The following is a 17729-nucleotide window of genomic DNA, read 5'->3' as shown; positions in this document are numbered from 1 at the left end:
CCTTGGTTAAAATATAACCCACTTTGTTTAATAAAGCCGTTTTTTTACGTTTTTAAATCTATGATACATTTATGGCATATTTTTTGATCATTTATTAAAGATCTTCTTACATGATGACAAAAATATTTGGTTCACCATTTCAATATAAAAGGCGGTAAAATGAGCAATAGATATTCCGTTACCCATGAGATCGGCTGCGCGCATGCTGCAAAAAAAACAGAGTTCAACAAGGTGTCTGAATATTTCGGCATCAATACCTTTGGCGAACTTGTCATGAAAAAAATGGTTTCTGAAAAAACCTATAAGGCCTATAAAAAATGGCAGGATGAAGGCGCGGTTATAAGTTCGGAGCAGGCCGACGAAATTGCGAATGCCATGAAGGAATGGGCCATATCGAAGGGCGCAACGGCTTATACGCACTGGTTCCAACCCATGACAGGCCTTACCGCCGAGAAACACGACAGTTTCATTACCATTAACGGCGTGGGCCAGGTGATCGAGAAGTTCAGCGGCTCCAAACTTATCCAGGGCGAACCGGACGCATCATCCTTCCCCTCCGGTGGAATAAGGGCCACCTTTGAGGCGCGAGGATATACGGCGTGGGACCCTTCCTCTCCCGCGTTCATCGCGGAGGTTGACCGAGGAAGGACGCTCTGCATTCCTTCAATTTTCATTTCCTACAACGGCGAGGCGCTCGATAAAAAACTGCCCCTGCTGAAAAGCGATCTTGCCCTGAACAATGCGGCCCTGGCGACCTTGAAACTCTTCGGACACGCCGATGTGAAAAACGTCTATTCAACCTGCGGGCCGGAACAGGAATATTTCCTGATTGACGATGGATACTATAAACTGCGTCCGGATCTCCAGCTCACCGGCCGGACCCTCGTCGGCGCTGCCTCGCCGAAGGGACAGCAGCTTGAGGACCAGTACCTGGGCTCGATAAAAGAGCGCATGCTCAATTATATGAACGACCTTACCGAGGAAGCCTACAAACTGGGCATCCCGGTGTGCACCCGGCACAATGAGGTGGCGCCGCATCAATACGAGCTGGCACCGATTTTTGAAAAATCGAACATCGCCGTGGACCACAATATCCTGCTCATGCATCTCATGAATAAAGTAGCCCGGCGCTACGGACTGGTGTGCCTGCTCCACGAAAAACCGTTCGCGGGCATCAACGGAAGCGGGAAGCACCTCAATTGGTCGCTTGCCGACGACCGCGGTACCAACCTGCTCAACCCGGGCGACACGCCGGAAGAAAATCTCCTCTTTCTCACCGTGCTGGTCTCCGTCATAAGCGCGGTGTACAAACATGCCGACCTGCTGCGGGCGGCGGTCGCGACGGCCGGAAACGAGCACCGTCTGGGCGCCAACGAGGCGCCGCCGGCGATCGTTTCGATTTACTTGGGAAAACAGCTCGCAAAAATCATGGAACAAATCGAAAGCGGCAAATTAAAAAAGGTTACCAAACAGGACATCGTGGACATGGGCGTGCACCTGTTGCCCAAATTCATGAGAGACACCAGCGACCGCAACCGGACCTCCACGTTCGCCTTCACCGGTTCGAAGTTCGAATTTCGCGCCGTGGGAAGCTCCATGAACATCGCGACCTCCGTCACGGTGATCAACACGATCGTGGCCGAATCGCTCACTCAGGTTACGGCGAAAATCAGGTCGGCGGCAAAGGGCAACGATTTCGACAGCGCGGTGATGGCAGTTCTTTCAGAAACAATACGGGAAAGCAGGCCGATCCTGTTTGAGGGCAACAATTACAGCGACGAATGGGTGAAAGAGGCCGCAAAACGGAAACTCCCGAACGTGGCGTCATCGCCGGAGGCGCTTAAAGCGTTCATCAGGCCGGATACGCTCAAGCTGTTTGAAAAGCACGCGGTATTCACTCCCGTCGAGCTTAACGCCCGCTACAACATTTGGCTGGACATATACGAGAAGGTCCTCATCATCGAAGCGAAAGCGCTCGCTGAAATGGTGAACAGCATGATCATCCCCAAGGCGCTGGAATTCGAGCACAAGGTCGGCGAAAGCCTCAAGACGCTTGAAAGTTTCGCCGATTTCAGGAGCGATGAAAAAACCATTTCATTGCCCAGCGGCGTGGTGGACGACCGGAAAGACATGCTGGCGCAGTTGAGCGCGGACATCTTTTTCATCCGGAAAAACATCAAGGAGATGCACGGCATTTTGAAACACGGGCACGACCTTGATCCTGAAAAGAAAACCGAACTGTTTTTCAAGGAGCTCAAGCCGCAGATGGAGCATATCAGAAAGCATGTTGACGAACTGGAAACCATGATGCCCGACGACATGTGGCTGCTGCCGAAATACCGGGAGATGCTGTTCATATCGTAGAGGCAGGGCGCGGGGGATGCCGCCGGCGCCGTCATGCATAATGATCAGAAAGGATCAAATACCGTGCAAATAGGGAAATATTCATGATCATTTCCGAATTAAAAACAAACATCAGCTTCAACGGCCTTTCGGTGCTCTACAACATCGCCAGGGCAATGGCGGCCGGCAGCGACCTGGAGAAAATCCTCTCTGAAATCCTCGAGATACTGGAGATCCACGCCGGCATGAACCGCGGCATGATTTCCATCCTCAACGCCGACGGTTCGGAGCTCAACGTCGACATCGCGCGGGGAATCCCGGAAAACACGAAAAAAGCACGTTACCGGCTCGGCGAGGGCATCACCGGAAAGGTCGTGGCAACCGGAAAGTCGATTCTTGTCCCGAAGCTCCAGGACGAGCCGGAATTCCTCAATAAAACCGGCGCGCGTTCCCATCTGGCGCATTCCAATATCGCGTTCCTCTGCGTGCCGATCAAATCCGGTGATGCCGTGATCGGGGCGCTCTCGGTTGACCGTGTGACCAACGGCGCCGCGCAGAACCTGGAGGAGGACCTGCGGTTCCTTGAGGCGATCGCCGACCTCATTTCGCAGGTTGTCAAGGAGCGGCGTTCGCAGCAGGCGCGCATCACGGCGCTGGAAAAGGAGAACCTCGACCTCCGCAAGACCCTCGAGGAAATGGGAAAGCCCGACGAGATGGTCGGCAACTCGAGCCTGATGCGCGAGGTGTTCCGGCAGATCGGCCAGGTGGCCTCCTCACCCACCACCGTGCTCATCCGCGGGGAGACCGGCACGGGCAAGGAACTCGTGGCGAGGGCCATCCACCAGAAAAGCATGTTCAAGGACGGGCCGTTTGTCGCGGTCAACTGCGCCGCGCTTCCGGAGTCGCTTCTGGAAAGCGAGCTGTACGGCCATGAAAAAGGGTCGTTTACCGGCGCGACCGACCGCCGCATCGGCAAATTTGAATCCGCAAACAACGGCACGTTGTTTCTTGACGAAATAGGAGAAATGTCGCCGTCGGCCCAGGGGCGCCTGCTGCGCGTGATCCAGGAAAAGGAATTCCAGCGCGTGGGCGGCACCGCGCTCATACGGGTGAACGTCAGGCTCATATGCGCCACCAACCGCGATTTGGAAAAGAACGTCGCGGAAGGCAGGTTCCGTGAGGATCTGTATTATCGCATCAACGTCTTCACCGTTGCGCTGCCATCGCTCCATCATCGGGGCGCCGACATCCTCCTGCTCGCCGATTATTTCGTTAAAAAATACGCCAAGCAGCACAACAAGGCCATCGTACGCATTTCCACGCCCGCCATCGACATGCTGTCGGCCTACCACTGGCCGGGCAACGTGCGCGAACTCGAGAACGTGATGGAGCGCGCCGTGCTGGTCGCCACCGGCGACACAATAAACGGCCATGACCTGCCGCCCACCCTGCAGCTCAAGGACCTGTCCGCCGCAAACCGTTCAAACTCCTTTGAAGATCTTGTCTCGGCGTACGAGCGTGAGCTCATCACCGACGCACTCAAGGACTCGCGCGGCAACCAGACGGAAGCCGCAAAGACACTGGGCACCACGAAACGAATCATCCAGTATAAAATCTGCAAATACAAGATTGATTACGGGAGATTTAAGCGATAGAGGCCGCCGCCGCTTGTTTTCCTTCCGTAAAAATTTTCACCATCGCATCGGTACAATTTCGAATTATTACTTTTTGGTTCCTACAAATTTGTGCTGCAGAATCAATCCATCTTCGTTGCAATTCGATTAGTTCCGGCACAATTCCGGCCTGATTGATAGATGGCATGCATGTTGCGTCATTGTAGCGCACAACGGTAACAATTATTTCCAATTCTAACCAATGGAGCTACCATAATGAATACAGCCGTTAATTCAGGCGACACCGCGTTTGTGCTGATAAGCGCGGCGCTTGTCATGCTCATGACGCCCGGCCTTGCCTTTTTCTACGGGGGGCTCGTGCGGAAAAAGAACATCCTCGGCATCCTGATGCAGTGTTTCATCGTTCTCTGCGTTATTTCTTTACAATGGGTATTATTCGGGTACAGCTTCTCGTTCGCGCCCGGCAACGGGTTCTGGGGCGGTTTTGCCTGGGCGGGACTGCACGGCGTGGGGAGCGCTCCGATGCCCGACTATGCCGCGACGATCCCCCATTCGGCGTTCATGATTTTCCAGGCGATGTTCGCGGTGATCACGCCGGCGCTCATCATCGGAGCGTTCGCCGAGCGCATGAAATTCTCCGCGTTCCTGATTTTCGTGCTTCTCTGGGCCACGCTGGTGTACGATCCCATCTGCCACTGGGTCTGGGGAACCGGCGGGTGGCTCAAGAAAATGGGCGTCCTTGATTTCGCCGGCGGCACCGTGGTGCACATCAATGCGGGCATTGCAGCGCTTGTCACCGCGCTCATCATAGGAAAACGGAAAGGATTTGACCACCGGCCGGTGCAGCCGCACAACCTGCCGTTCGCGGTGCTCGGCGCCGGGCTCCTGTGGTTCGGATGGTTCGGGTTCAATGCCGGCAGCGCACTCGCCGCCAACGGTCTCGCGGTAAGCGCGTTCGTCGCGACGCATTGTGCCGCCGCGGCCGGCGGCATCATGTGGGCGCTGCTGGAATGGATTCGCAACGGTAAACCAACGCTTTTCGGCGCCATCACGGGCTCGGTGGCCGGCCTGGCAACGGTCACCCCCGCTTCGGGATTCGTTACGCCGGCTTCGGCCATCATCATCGGCATTGTTGCAGGGGTGCTGTGCTTTATTTTTGTGAGCGAATTCAAGCCGAAACTCCATCTCGACGATTCGCTTGACGCGTTCGGCGTCCACGGCGTGGGAGGAATTATCGGCGTTCTGGCCACAGGGCTTTTTGCAAGCGCCGCGGTCAATCCGGCGGGAGCAAACGGCCTTTTTTACGGGAACCCGAAGCTGTTCCTTGTCCAGAGCCTTGCCGTGGGGGTCACGGCGGGATATTCGATTGTCGGCACCCTTGTCATATATAAAATCATCGATCTGGTGATGAAAGTGCGCGTCACCCAAAAAGACGAGGAGATCGGGCTTGATCTCTCCCAGCACCATGAGGCCGCTTACACGGTGCTCCAGTAACAAACAGGAGAAAAACCATGAAAATGATCGTTGCGATAATCCAGCCGCACCGGCTGGAGCCGGTTCTCGATGAACTTTACAAGAGAGAAGTAAACCTGGTGACGGTGAGCGAATGCATGGGCCACGGCCGCCAGAAGGGCATCACCGAGGTGTACCGCGGCGTGAAGGAGATGGGAAACCTGTTGAGAAAAGTGCGGCTCGACATCGCGGTAAATGAAGATTTCGTGACGCCCACGGTCGAGGCCATCATGAAAGGCGCGCGCACCGGCGATCTTGGCGATGGCAAGATATTCGTGCTTGACCTCGGCGAGGTTCACCGCATCAGGACCGGGGAAACGGGGTCGGTGGCGATAGGGTAAAAAAAGATTGCCACGGAGACACGGAGGACACAGAGAAAGCCATAATCAAAAAGATAAAACGCCCGGAACCGGACAGGAATCAACGGTTGATTTGTAATGAGGACCGGCCTTTTACTTATTGCGATTGTTTGATTCATAGGTCAATCCGGCGTTTTCCGTCATGCATAACCCCTTCAGCGGTGTCTGACAGTTCAATAACTATTTCACTAAAAAAATCACCTAAAAGAAATCAATGAGGCTTCATTATTTCCAACATGCTCCGCAGGAAGGCCCCGGCACCATCGAGGAATGGGCGAGAAAACGCGATTGTCCAATCACGAAAACATCCTTTTTCGACGGCAAAGCACTCCCCAAGCTTGACGAAATAGACTGGCTCGTGATCATGGGCGGCCCCATGAGCGTCAACGATGAAAACGTCTTCCCGTGGCTCAAGGATGAAAAGCGGTTTATCAAATCCGCAATTGATGCCGGGAAGACCGTTCTCGGGTTTTGTCTTGGATCCCAGCTCATGGCAAACGCGCTCGGGGCCAAGGTCAGTAAAAACAGATACAAGGAAATCGGCTGGTACGAATTGAAATTGACAAAAACAGGGCGGTCAATCAAGGCGCTGTCAAGATTCCCTGATCGTCTCATCGCGTATCAATGGCACGGGGAAACCTTTGACATCCCGAAAAACGCGGCGCTCGCCGCGACCGGCGACGTCTGCGCGAACCAGGCGTTCGTGTTCGGCGGGCGGGTGATCGGCATGCAGTTCCACCTCGAGGTCTCCCGGGACGACGTGGCGGCGTGGATAAAAAGCGGACCCGATGATTTGACAAATGACAAATATGTGCAGACGCCGGAGAAAATGCTGGGAAACGAAAAAGGCTTTACCGAAATAAAAAAATATATGACTATGATGCTTGACGATCTTGCGGCGGAATCTGATTGAATAAATTTGTTTCCCTTATTGATAAAATTGCGTTTTCCTGTCACTTCCGCGGAAGCGGCAGTCCACCTTTTTCCCACCGAGAAATTAGGCTTGGATCCCCGCTTCCGCGGGAATGACCATCATATCATCCCTATCTTTTTTGTCAGAACAAATTGATATCCAGCTGCACCGTCCCTGCCGGCGCGTAGGTTTTGCTGTCGTTGAAAAAGTCAACGCCATAAATGACACTCACATTCGGCGAAAAAGACCAGGAGAACCCGAAACTCAACGCACCGTAGCCGCTGTAGGTGCCCTGATATTCCGCACAGAGCCACAGCTTGCCGGTGAGCTCCGATAGCACCCGGTCCCATCCCAGAAGAACGCCGACGTTGTCCCGTTTCGGCGTTCCGCTCGCGTCAAGACTGCTTGCTTTCACGAGAAGCTTTGGGTTTCCGTAAAATCCGCCCACCGTGAACCGGCCCAGCTTCCACAGTGTTTCGCCGAGCTGGCCGAAAATGATGTCGTAATTGGTGGGGCTGTCGTGCTGGTTCCAATTGAACCCCAGATCGTAGACGCCGGCGACGATTGCCGGCTGGTATTTGAAAAACGATCCCTCCGGCGAGCCGAGTTTGGCATTTGCATACCACGGAAAAATATGGTTACCGTTTAAATCCCGGTAGTCAATCCCGACTTCCATTTGGATCCGTTTAAACGGAAGCACGCCCATGGTGATACCGCCGTTCAACGTCGTAACGAACGGCTGTTTGAGGGAGATATAGGAGTCCCACCCGAAATGCGGATTAAGGAACGGCTGGATGTCGACTGCCGGCTGCCAGATAAGGGTGGACAAGGTGGCGCCCGCATCCATCGCGCAGATAAGAAGCGTTGTTCCAAACAGAAGATGCAATGGCCTTTTCATTTGATTTCCTCTCTTTACAACTCGTCATTTCATGCTATTATATGCCGGCCGTTATATCGCCTCTTTGCCGCGTTCGCCGGTCCTGATCCTCATCACATCCTCGAGCGGAAGCACGAATATCTTGCCGTCGCCCACCTGGCCTTTGCCGTTGCGCGCGGAGGAGGCGATCGCCTGGATGGTCGGCTCCAAAAACTCGTCGTTCACCGCGATCTCGAGTTTCACCTTTCCCACAAAGTTTATCTCGTATTCGTGGCCGCGGTAGATTTCGGTGTGCCCCTTCTGGCGGCCCACCCCCTCAACGTTTGAAACGGTAAGTCTGAACACCTCGATGCCGCTCAATGCTTTTTTCACCGCCTCGAGCCTCACGGGCTGGATGATCGCAATGACGTATTTCATGGACTCTCCTTGTGGGATTTTTGTTTTCTTTTTTCAGTACCCAATCGCGCGTTCGCCATGGGCGCTCTGGTCCATGCCGATCACTTCGTCGTCCGCGTTCACGCGCACGCCGGTCACGGCCTTGATGAGCATGAAGATGCCGAAGGTGACGATCGCGTCGTATAGGACCACCACGCCGATGGCGATGAGCTGGACCCTTACCTGGCCCGGGTTGCCGTAGAACAACCCCTTGCCGGCCGCGTTGATCGCCGGATCGGCGAGAAAACCGGTCAACAGCGCGCCGAGGGTGCCGCCGATCCCGTGGATGCCGAAGGCGTCGAGCGAATCGTCGTAACCGAGCCTTGCCTTTACAAACGCAACCATGAAGTAGGGAACTACACCGGCCAGGGTCCCGATGATGATCGAGCCGCCCACGTTGACGAACCCGGCGGCGGGCGTGATCGCAACGAGCCCCGCCACGGCGCCCGACGCGAGCCCGAGCACGGTGGGTTTTTTGTGGAAGATCCACTCGGTGACCATCCAGGCGACCGCAGCGGTCGCCGTCGCAGTATTGGTGTTGAGGAACGCCGCGCAGGCCAGTCCGCTTGCGGTCAGAGCCGACCCCGCGTTGAAACCGAACCATCCGAACCACAGGAGTCCCGCGCCGGTGACGGTCGAGACAAGGTTGCTCGGCATGAGAGACGATTCCCTCCGCCTGCCGAGCACCAGAGCGCCGACCAGCGCCGCGACGCCGGCGTTGATGTGCACGACCGTACCGCCCGCAAAATCGAGCGCGCCGAGTTTGGCCAGAAACCCGTTGCCCCAGACCCAATGCGCCACCGGGCAATACACGAGCGTAAGCCAGAGCACCGAAAACAGTATCCACGCGGAAAATTTCATGCGCTCGATATAGGCGCCGCTCGCGAGCGCGACCGTGATGGCGGCGAAGGTGAGCTGGAACACGACGTAAATGAATTCAGGAATGGTGTTCTGATACGAGGACAGCGTTCCCACCTTGATGCCGCTCATCATGCACCGTTGCAGATTCCCGATGATGCCGCTCACGTCGGTCCCGAAAGCGAGCGAATATCCATAGACGATCCACAGCACGCTCACCATGGCGAACGTGACAAACGACATGGCGATGACGTTGAGCGTGTCCTTTCTTTTTGCGATGCCGCCGTAGAAAAGCGCGAGCCCCGGCAGCGTCATGAGCATGACGAGCGCGGTCGCGACGATCATCCAGGCGGTGTCTCCGGTGTTGATGGCCGGCAATGCGGAATTCATGCGAAGCCTCCTTGACATTATTGAAAAGCCGCTCGCGACATAGCGAGTTTTTTTTCCTGCGTTTGATAAATGCAAGCGTTGTGCCAAATAAGAAATTCGGGAAGTACTATTGGAATAAGGAATCGATTTCATGAAAGTCGGACAAAAATGTGATAAAACCCTGTAACGATACGAAAATGTCGGGAAATGTTACTTAACCAATCGGGCGGGTCCGATTCCGCCTCTATGGCCTGTCCTTGTGTCAATAGGTGGTTTACTTTTTGCTTTTATGCTATCGTGTTCATTTTTAGCTATGACGGTTCCTTGACCCGCACTCTTTAGGAAAAGGAAAATCCATGAACATTTGGAAATGCGACGTATGCGGTCATGAAGCAGACGGAAAGGCGTCCACCTTTAAATGTTTCAAGGGGCCGAAATTGGAACTGTCACAAAGCAATTATGAGCTGTATCCCTATTTTCCGCCCGGGGCAAGAAAAATTGATCTTTGTGAGGCTTGTACGTTACAATTGAGAGGCACACTCAACGAAATGAAGCGCAAAAACATGGGTATTGAAATGCGCATCCAAAGTTCCAAATAGAACCAAAACCCGGGCAAAACCGAAAAAATATCATTCCAGAAAACAAAAATGGCGTATTTCTGTCACCATCCTTCGGCAGCGAAGCTGCTATATGCGCCGGAAATTATACACCGTCCATGACGCCCGCATACCTTTCGTCCCTGTAAACAACGTAATTTATAGATAGTTTGTCCCATAGTGAAAGGTATTTCTTCTCATGCCGAAAATCCTGAAGAAAGAGCAGCTGTCCGATCTCGTGTATCGCTACCGGGTTGACGCGCCGCGCATCGCCAGGATGCGGCGGGCGGGCCAGTTCATCATCCTGCGCGCGACCACCGAGGGAGAGCGCGTGCCGCTCACGATCGCGAACGCAGACGGCCGGGAAGGCTGGATCGAAATCATTTTCCAGGTGGTGGGAAAATCGACAAAGATACTCTCCATTCTCCGCGAAGGCGACGAGATCATCGACCTTGCCGGACCGCTCGGCAGGCCCACGCACATCGAAAATTACGGCAGGTGCCTATGCATCGGCGGCGGCGTCGGCATTGCCCCGCTCTTCCCCATCGTGACCGCGCTCAAGGAGGCGGGCAACGACATCATCGCAATATTGGGCGCGCGCAGCGCGAATCTACTGTTGTTGGAGAGCGAAATGAAGCAGCAGGCGGACACATTGATCATCACCACTGACGACGGGACAAAGGGCATAAGGGGTTTTGCCGCCGACGTGGTCAAAAAGCTGCTCGCCGACGGCGAGAAATTCGATTTCAGCGTGGTGATCGGCCCGGCGATCATGATGAGAGTCACCTCGGCGGTCACGGTGGCCGCGGGCATAAAGACCTATGTGTCGCTCAACCCGATCATGATCGACGGCACGGGCATGTGCGGCGGGTGCCGCGTCACCGTGGGCGGCGTCACCAAGTTCGCCTGCGTTGACGGACCGGAATTCGACGCGTCGAAAATAGACTGGGACGAGATGATGAAGCGCCTCAACGGCTACCGCATGTTCGAGAAAAACGCCATGGAACGGCACAACTGCATCATCACAGGCAGGCCAGCATGACAGCAAAAAACAAATCATTTCCCCGCGCGACGCGCACGGCCATGAAGGAACAGGACCCGAAGGCCCGCGTCAAGAATTTCAACGAAGTGCCGTTCGGCTATACCGAGGCCGAGGCGATGACCGAGGCAAAGCGCTGCCTCCAGTGCAAAAAGCCCCCGTGCGTGGAAGGGTGCCCGGTCAGCGTGAAAATCCCGGAATTCATCAAGCTCGTAGCAGAGGGCAAATTTCTGGAAGCTGCGCGCAAGATCAAGGAAACAAATTCGCTGCCCGCCATCTGCGGCAGGGTATGCCCGCAGGAGACCCAGTGCGAAATCAAATGCACGCTCGGAACGAAAGGCTCGCCCATAGCTGTCGGCAACCTCGAGCGTTTTGTTGCCGACTACGAAATGGCGCAAGGCACGTTCGTCATGCCCGCCCTAAAGCCGAAAAACGGAAAAAAGGTCGGGGTCGTGGGTTCGGGTCCCGCGGGGCTCACCACGGCGGGCGAGCTTGTCAAAGAGGGATTCGACGTCACCATTTTCGAGGCGTTTCACGAGCCCGGCGGCGTGCTCGTGTACGGCATCCCCGAGTTCAGACTGCCCAAGGAGATTGTCAGAAAAGAAATCAGCTATCTTGAAAAAATGGGCGTGAAGCTCGAACGGAACTTCATCGTGGGCAGGACCGCCACCATCGACGGCCTCATGAACGAAGAGGGCTTTAGCGCAATATTCATCGGCTCCGGCGCCGGCCTCCCCTCCTTCATGCACATTCCCGGGGAAAACAGCATCGGCGTATATGCGGCCAACGAATACCTCACGCGGAACAACCTCATGAGGGCGTACAAGGACGACGCGGACACGCCCATCATCCGCGGCAGGCACGTGGTGACCGTGGGCGGCGGCAACGTCGCCATGGACGCGGCGCGCACCGCGCTTCGGCTCGGTGCCGAAACCTCGACCATCGTGTACCGCCGCACCGAAACCGAAATGCCGGCCCGCGCCGCCGAAATCCATCACGCAAAGGAAGAAGGCATCATTTTTCAACTGCTCACGAACCCCGTTGCCGTGCTCGCGGACGAACAGGGATTTGTCAAGGGCATGCGCTGCCTGCGCATGGAACTCGGCGTGCCCGACGAATCGGGACGGCGCAGGCCGATGCCGGTCAGGGGCAGCGAGTTCGATATTGCCTGCGACGTCGCGGTCATCGCGATCGGCAACAGCCCCAACCCGCTCATTCCCGAAACCGCGCCCGACATCAAACGCTCCAAATGGGGCGGCATTGAAGCGAACGAGGCAGACGGCCGCACTTCCAAGAAGTTCGTCTATGCCGGCGGCGACATCGTGACCGGCGCGGCAACGGTTATCTTGGCAATGGGTGCGGGAAAGGCGGCGGCGAGGAGTATCGCGGAAGATTTGATAAATTCTAATAAGTAAATTGGGCGTTCCCCCGGTTGTGGGGCGATGAATTTTTCGCCCCTGCAACCGGGTGTCCGTTTTTCCGATCTCGTGCTTTGCACTCGGGCTGCCACCGCCGTATATGCCTGCGTCTCGATACGCTGTTTAAAAGCGGCTACTCGACGACCACGGCGAGGGCGGGGCAGCACCGCGCTCCGGCGCGGCCTTCAGTCCTGCCAACGCGGCGGCGCACATTTTCGCCTTCTCATATTGCAATGGCGCCAATCGAACGACCGCATCCAATCCTGACAAATATCATTCTCTCTTATCGCTTGACTGAGCGTAATCAACTCTCTTATCAGTCAATTTTCGATCAGGCAACAACTTCCCCAACGTTTTCCTTCGGATCCGGCCCGTAATCATTCTGTCCCTGGTCCCCGTCCCTGCACATCAGGACAAGCAGCCAGATCGCACCGATGATCGGGATCAGCGCGATGAGCATAAACCAGCCGCTCTTGCCCACGTCGTGCAGCCTGCGCACGGTGACGCCGAGGTTCGGCAGGAAGGTCGCCAGCGCGTAGAGGCAATAGAACAAGCCGTACAACTCGCCCTGCAATTTTGTATGAAACACATTGTCGAGTATGGCGGCGGCAACGTAAAAAATGATCTGGAACAAGGCAAACATCCAGTATTCCCTCCGCCTCGCCCTGCCGCTGAACACCGCGTATTTTTTTAAAACGGCAAGATACCAGTTCATACAGCGCTCCCTTCATTCAAATAGTGAAAAGAAAGGTGAAAAACCGTCATTCCGGGATTTAGTGCGGGAACTCTGATTGAAATTATACGGTTTTCCCTTCCTGATGTCAATTCTAATAGGCGGACCCCGTCGCTTGCAGTCAAGAATAAAACATCAAGAAAACCGTGAAGAGATCAACGTTCGGCGGATAGCTGCATCACCTTTGCGAGGACCTGCGACAGTTTGGCGTTGTCAAACGGCTTGTGGATGTAGTCTCGGGCGCCGTCCTTGAGAAACGCCTCGACCTCGGGGTTCAGGCCGTAACCGGTCGAGACCACCGCTTTCACGCTGGGATTGATTTTTTTCATCTCGCGGAAGCATTCGCGTCCGGAAAGCTCCGGCATCATCACGTCGATCACGACGCAGTCGACGGAGGAGCTGTGTTTGCGGTAATATGCAACGGCCTCCCGGTCGCTCGAAACCGCCACCACGCTGTACCCGAGATCCTCGAGCATGTGCTTGAGCACGCCGAGGAACTCGATCTCGTCGTCCACGGCAAGGATCCGGCCCGCCCCCCTGAGAATCCGGCCGTTTGCGGCCGAACCCCGCACGGACTGCGGTTCAACGCCGGCAAGAGGAATGAACAAATCGACCCGCGTGCCTTTCCCCGGGTCGCTCTCGACCTCGATGAACCCCTTGTGCGTCCGCACCATTTTCACGACGCCGTTGAGCCCCATGCCCAGCGAGGAACATTCCGCTTTCGTGGTGAAGAACGGCTCGAACATCCGCGCCTTGGTCTCGCCGTCCATGCCTTCGCCGTTGTCAATAACCGACACCCTTGCGTAGCGGTCGGCCCCCTTCGCGGACGGATGCGCCTGCCTGAAGGCGGCGTCGTTGTCGTGCACTGCGGTCGCCAGGACAAGCGCCCCGCCGTGGCGCATGGCGTCGCAGGCGTTCATCACGATGTTCAGCAGCGCGCTCTGGATCTGTCCCGCGTCGCCGCGCACCACGGGCGGTTCGGCGCAAAGCGACCGCCGGATGGCTATGCGTTTGTCAATGGTGTGCTCCAGCAGCGTCACCATGTCGTCGATGAGCGCGTGGACCCGCACGTCTTCTTCCGCGGTGGGGCCCCTGCGCCCGAACTCGAGCAGCTTGGCCGCAAGGTCGGCCGCGTGCCTGCTTGCCGAGAGGATCGGCTCGATGCAGGCATTGATCTCCGGCGACCGCTGGGCGTAATTCTCCTTGATCATCTCGGCGCACCCGATGATCGTGCCCAGCTTGTTGTTGAAATCGTGGCCGATCCCCTCGGCGAGCCTGCCGACCGCGTCCATTTTCTGCAGCTCGAGCAGGCGGTGATGAACGCCGAGCCGCTCCCGCTGTGCCTTCTTGTATCCGGTGATGTCAACGATCAGCCCCTGGCTGCCGACAAAACCGGCGGCCCGGCCGCTGCCGCCGTGCGCGGGCCCGCGGTCGTACACGCCTTCGACCGCGATGATGCCCGTGACGTCGCCGGTGGCAAGCCTGACGTGGCGCTGCGATTTCGAGATGAGCTGCACTTCGAGGTTCTTGGTTTTGCGCTGGCCCGTGCGGCGCTCGTCGAACAGCTTGGGCGCGTGCGCGCTCCCGGTGCTGGTGCCCGTGATTCTCGGCAGCACCGCGCGCCGCCCCACCCGCAGGTATTCGAGCGGCGGAAGGATCACCGAAAAATGTTTTCCGATAAGCTCGTCGGGATCGTAATGGAGCATCTCCTCGACCGCTTTGTTGACAAACACGAACTTTCCGTCCGGGTCGAGGAGGTAGATGATGCCGGTGGTGATGCCGGCGATGCAGTCGATCTGCGACCGGAGGCCGCCGCTGCCGCGGCCCGATTCCGTTAGAGCGCCGAGAAGCCTGTCTCTGATCGTGTTCTTCGAATCCATGCAGCAGCCGTGAGAACGATGAAAAACGACAATGTAGTACGGTCAGGGGCTGACCCTAGAGTAGGTAATTTAAACAAAATCAGTGCGTTTTGCAGGAATATTAAAAAGGGATGGGCATTTTCTGTATTCAGAATGTATACAGGACGGTTTGTTAAGCGGGGTTCAATGATTTCGCGCCTGATGATGCGGTGGGATATGGGTGGCGAGGGTTTTACGACACTTCAAAAACACTCACAAAAGACCAATAATCATCTTTATAATATCTTGTTTCTTCACCAATAAAAAACACCTTTGAGCAGTAAATTCCCGGACGAAGCCACACTGGAATTTCAAAACGGCATGTTTCCTTCGGTTCCAGCCAAAAATCAACCTCTTTAAAATCAGATTGAGGGTCTTCATGATCGTGCAGGTAATTGATTTGTTCAAAGTCTGCGTTTCCTACCTCGGATGATTCCGTCTTTAACGGTTCTAGATCATACCAATTAAAGGAAACTGGCGTCTTCGGAACAGGCAATTGCCGGATTTTTAATGTTCCGGCATGTAAACACTCGTCATGTTTATCCGAGTAAAAAAGGTCTTTTTCATTTCTTTTCGTTCGGGCCGTAATCCGCTTATTGCCTTTATTCTCCAAAAGAATATTCACCGAGACGAGTTTCACTCCGCCTTTATCGGAAATAATTCTGGTTTCGGATGAAAGAGTTAAAAAGGCATGACTTTCGCGCCGCAAAAAGGACCTCCAGAATGTAAGATATGTACTATGGCAAGAACCGCGGCACTGACACGGAACGCTTGTATTTCAGTCCACGTCCTGCAAACCCATCGCTTATAAAATGAATATACAATCGGAGCAATGCTATTTACGAATATCATCAAGGCGGGTATGCACCGGTAGGTCCCGCGGGAGACGCCTCAACTGCCTTCTTCCATCTCCATCATCTGCGCATACGTAAACACCGGCCCGTCCTTGCATACATACTTGCTCCCGATGTTGCACCTTCCGCACTTCCCTATGCCGCAGCTCATCTTGCGTTCCTGGGAGGTGATGATGGCGTCCGGCGCGAACCCGAGTTCGAGGAGCGGGGGCATGGTGAACTTGAGCATGATGGGCGGGCCGCACACGATGCAGGCGGCGTTTTCGGAGGAGGGTTTCACCTGCGACACCACGGTGGGCACGAACCCCTCGCGGCCTTTCCACGATGCATCGCCCTTGTCCACCGTGATGTGCGTGGCGACGTCGGGGCGTTTCTGCCATTCCGCAAGTTCGTTCTTGTAAAGGAGCTCGCCCGGGCTGCGCGCGCCGTAGATGATGGTGATGTTTGCATAGTTCTTGCGCACCGAATCGTGCAGCAGGTAACGGATGGCGGCGCGCAGCGTGGTGAACGCGAACCCGCCGCCCACGATCAACAGGTTTTTTCCCCTGAGCCCGTCGAGCGGAAAACTGTTGCCGAGCGGTCCGCGAACGCCCATGGTATCGCCTTCCGACAGGTCGTGCAAGACCGTGGTCACCGAGCCGGTCGGATAGCGCTTCACCGTGAACTCGACATACCCTTTGTCAAGCGGCGACGAGGCGATGCCGATGGGGATCTCGCCCGCGCCCGGAACATGCAGCATGGCGAACTGGCCGCACTGGTGGGAAAACGCCGCCTCGTCGGCCTTGTCGACAAAGGAGAAGCGGAAGGTCTTGAGGTCCTTGTCGTCGTTTTCAGCCGTCACCGATTCGATGCGGACCTTGTAGGGAATATAGGGATTTGCTGTCGTGCTCATGCAATCACCCCCGCCAGCGTCTCGCGTATGTCGATGTTGCTCGGGCAGGCGGAAATGCAGCGTCCACACCCCACGCAGAACACGGCGTTGAAGTTCTCGGGCGCGTAGGAGAATTTGTGCATCACGCGCTGGCGCATGCGCTCGCCTTTTTTGTTCCGCGGATTGTGGCCGGAAGCTTCCTTCACGAACGACGCGAACATGCACGCGTCATGCAGCCGCAGCCGCGCCGAGCCGTCTCCCAGCTTTTCGTCGAACAGGTCGAAGCAATGGCACGTGGGACAGAGAAACGTGCACGCGCCGCAGCCGAGGCAGGTCTCCGCGATGTTGTCCCAAAACGATGAATCGGTTTTTTTCGCCAGCGCGGCCCGCGATCCGTCAATTTTTACCGCATGCGTCTTGGATGATGTGACGGAAACCAGCTTTTCCCGTTCCTGCAATTCTTTTTGAGCCGGAGCCCTGAACAGCTTTGCGTTCTTTTTTATAAAGTCTTCGCCCTTTTTGCTGACCGGCTCGAAAAGCAAGGACTGCTTCAGGGAATAAGCAATCACATCCGATCCCGATTTCGACGCCGGGCCGCCGCCGGTCGATTCGCAGAAGCAGGTCGCGGCAGGTTCATTGCAGGCAAGTGAAATAATGAGGGCGTTATTTCTGCGTTTCTGGAAATAAGGATCGGCATATTTATCATCCACAAACACTTTGTCAAGCATTGCAATGGATTGAGCATCACAGGGCCGTATTCCGAAATAGACAACGACATTGTTATCCGAAGATTCTTCTTTAACGGCGGCCCCGTCATACCGGGAGATCACTTCACATTGCGGAAAGAACTCGCGCTTGAACGGAAGCTTGAAATTGGCATAGGTCAAAATGACGGAACTCCTTGGCGTTATGTCTGACAAGATTACGCCGGACGCATCGGCGACCGGGCCGCGCACCCTCGCCTGCTTTGCAATTGCGGCAATAAATTTGTTCAGGTTTTTTGAATCAAGCACCGAAAAT

General features: G+C 55.7%; 17 protein-coding genes. 8 read left to right on the top strand and 9 right to left on the bottom strand.

Translation table 11 applies throughout. From position 1 onward, the window contains the following. Window positions 1-159: 159 nt before the first annotated feature. Together VLX68_09885 and VLX68_09880 are read left to right on the top strand one after the other, a co-directional pair. The gene (locus tag VLX68_09885; protein ID HUI92543.1) at window positions 160-2364 is read left to right on the top strand and encodes a glutamine synthetase III; all 2205 of its coding nucleotides are present in this window, start codon (window positions 160-162) and stop codon (window positions 2362-2364) included. Between the two features lie 83 nt (window positions 2365-2447). Continuing rightward, on the top strand, window positions 2448-3998 hold the full coding sequence (locus VLX68_09880) for a sigma 54-interacting transcriptional regulator (GenBank protein ID HUI92542.1): 1551 nt from the start codon (window positions 2448-2450) through the stop codon (window positions 3996-3998). On the opposite strand, the gene VLX68_09875 is transcribed toward VLX68_09880, so the two are convergent. Next, entirely contained in the window at window positions 3988-4164 is a 177-nt protein-coding gene (locus VLX68_09875) for a hypothetical protein (GenBank protein HUI92541.1), read from the bottom strand. The two genes, VLX68_09880 and VLX68_09875, sit on opposite strands and share 11 nt — an antisense overlap. A gap of 68 nt (window positions 4165-4232) precedes the next feature. Between VLX68_09875 and VLX68_09870 the strand changes: the two genes are divergently transcribed. From VLX68_09870 to VLX68_09860, 3 genes are all read left to right on the top strand, one after another. Continuing rightward, window positions 4233-5471, top strand: coding sequence for an ammonium transporter (locus VLX68_09870; GenBank protein HUI92540.1), 1239 nt, complete (start codon window positions 4233-4235; stop codon window positions 5469-5471). A 17-nt stretch (window positions 5472-5488) separates the two neighbouring features. Continuing rightward, window positions 5489-5830: a P-II family nitrogen regulator gene (locus tag VLX68_09865; GenBank protein HUI92539.1), complete on the top strand. Its 342-nt coding sequence runs from the start codon at window positions 5489-5491 to the stop codon at window positions 5828-5830. A gap of 232 nt (window positions 5831-6062) precedes the next feature. Continuing rightward, complete coding sequence (locus VLX68_09860) at window positions 6063-6761, top strand: type 1 glutamine amidotransferase (protein HUI92538.1); 699 nt, start codon at window positions 6063-6065, stop codon at window positions 6759-6761. 142 nt (window positions 6762-6903) lie between these two features. Here the strand turns inward: VLX68_09860 and VLX68_09855 are convergent, their stop codons facing one another. Genes VLX68_09855 through VLX68_09845 form a run of 3 tightly spaced genes read right to left on the bottom strand, consistent with a single transcriptional unit; the run spans window position 6904 to window position 9321 of the window. Next, the gene (locus tag VLX68_09855) at window positions 6904-7659 is read right to left on the bottom strand and encodes a hypothetical protein (GenBank protein ID HUI92537.1); all 756 of its coding nucleotides are present in this window, start codon (window positions 7657-7659) and stop codon (window positions 6904-6906) included. A 51-nt stretch (window positions 7660-7710) separates the two neighbouring features. Beyond that, window positions 7711-8055 (bottom strand): P-II family nitrogen regulator, encoded by a 345-nt coding sequence (locus VLX68_09850; protein ID HUI92536.1) that lies wholly within the window; start codon window positions 8053-8055, stop codon window positions 7711-7713. Between the two features lie 33 nt (window positions 8056-8088). Continuing rightward, entirely contained in the window at window positions 8089-9321 is a 1233-nt protein-coding gene (locus tag VLX68_09845) for an ammonium transporter (protein HUI92535.1), read from the bottom strand. Window positions 9322-9656: 335 nt separating this feature from the next. Here VLX68_09845 and VLX68_09840 point away from each other — a divergent pair, with 335 nt between their 5' ends. The 3 genes from VLX68_09840 to gltA all read left to right on the top strand — a co-directional run bounded on the left by VLX68_09840 (window position 9657) and on the right by gltA (window position 12350). Then, on the top strand, window positions 9657-9899 hold the full coding sequence (locus VLX68_09840; protein ID HUI92534.1) for a Cas8a1 family CRISPR/Cas system-associated protein: 243 nt from the start codon (window positions 9657-9659) through the stop codon (window positions 9897-9899). Window positions 9900-10095: 196 nt separating this feature from the next. Then, the gene (locus VLX68_09835; GenBank protein HUI92533.1) at window positions 10096-10938 is read left to right on the top strand and encodes a sulfide/dihydroorotate dehydrogenase-like FAD/NAD-binding protein; all 843 of its coding nucleotides are present in this window, start codon (window positions 10096-10098) and stop codon (window positions 10936-10938) included. Further along, window positions 10935-12350, top strand: coding sequence for an NADPH-dependent glutamate synthase (gene gltA / locus VLX68_09830; GenBank protein ID HUI92532.1), 1416 nt, complete (start codon window positions 10935-10937; stop codon window positions 12348-12350). The genes VLX68_09835 and gltA overlap by 4 nt, the downstream gene beginning before the upstream one ends. Before the next feature lie 334 nt (window positions 12351-12684). Here the strand turns inward: gltA and VLX68_09825 are convergent, their stop codons facing one another. The 5 genes from VLX68_09825 to VLX68_09805 form a co-directional block, all read right to left on the bottom strand. Further along, window positions 12685-13068, bottom strand: a complete 384-nt coding sequence (locus VLX68_09825) for a DUF805 domain-containing protein (protein HUI92531.1) — start codon at window positions 13066-13068, stop codon at window positions 12685-12687. Between the two features lie 173 nt (window positions 13069-13241). Further along, a complete protein-coding gene (locus VLX68_09820; protein ID HUI92530.1) occupies window positions 13242-14966 on the bottom strand; it encodes a response regulator in 1725 nt (574 codons plus the stop codon). Between the two features lie 211 nt (window positions 14967-15177). Next, a complete protein-coding gene (locus tag VLX68_09815; protein HUI92529.1) occupies window positions 15178-15624 on the bottom strand; it encodes a hypothetical protein in 447 nt (148 codons plus the stop codon). 251 nt (window positions 15625-15875) lie between these two features. Further along, window positions 15876-16730, bottom strand: a complete 855-nt coding sequence (locus VLX68_09810) for an FAD/NAD(P)-binding protein (protein ID HUI92528.1) — start codon at window positions 16728-16730, stop codon at window positions 15876-15878. Continuing rightward, the gene (locus VLX68_09805) at window positions 16727-17722 is read right to left on the bottom strand and encodes a 4Fe-4S dicluster domain-containing protein (protein ID HUI92527.1); all 996 of its coding nucleotides are present in this window, start codon (window positions 17720-17722) and stop codon (window positions 16727-16729) included. Before VLX68_09805 ends, VLX68_09810 begins: the two co-directional genes overlap by 4 nt. Window positions 17723-17729 lie beyond the last annotated feature (7 nt).

The organism is Chitinivibrionales bacterium (assembly GCA_035516255.1).
GTDB lineage: Bacteria > Fibrobacterota > Chitinivibrionia > Chitinivibrionales > FEN-1185 > FEN-1185.
Note: the sequence above shows the minus strand (reverse complement) of the source record. Positions and strands in the feature narration are given on the sequence as shown.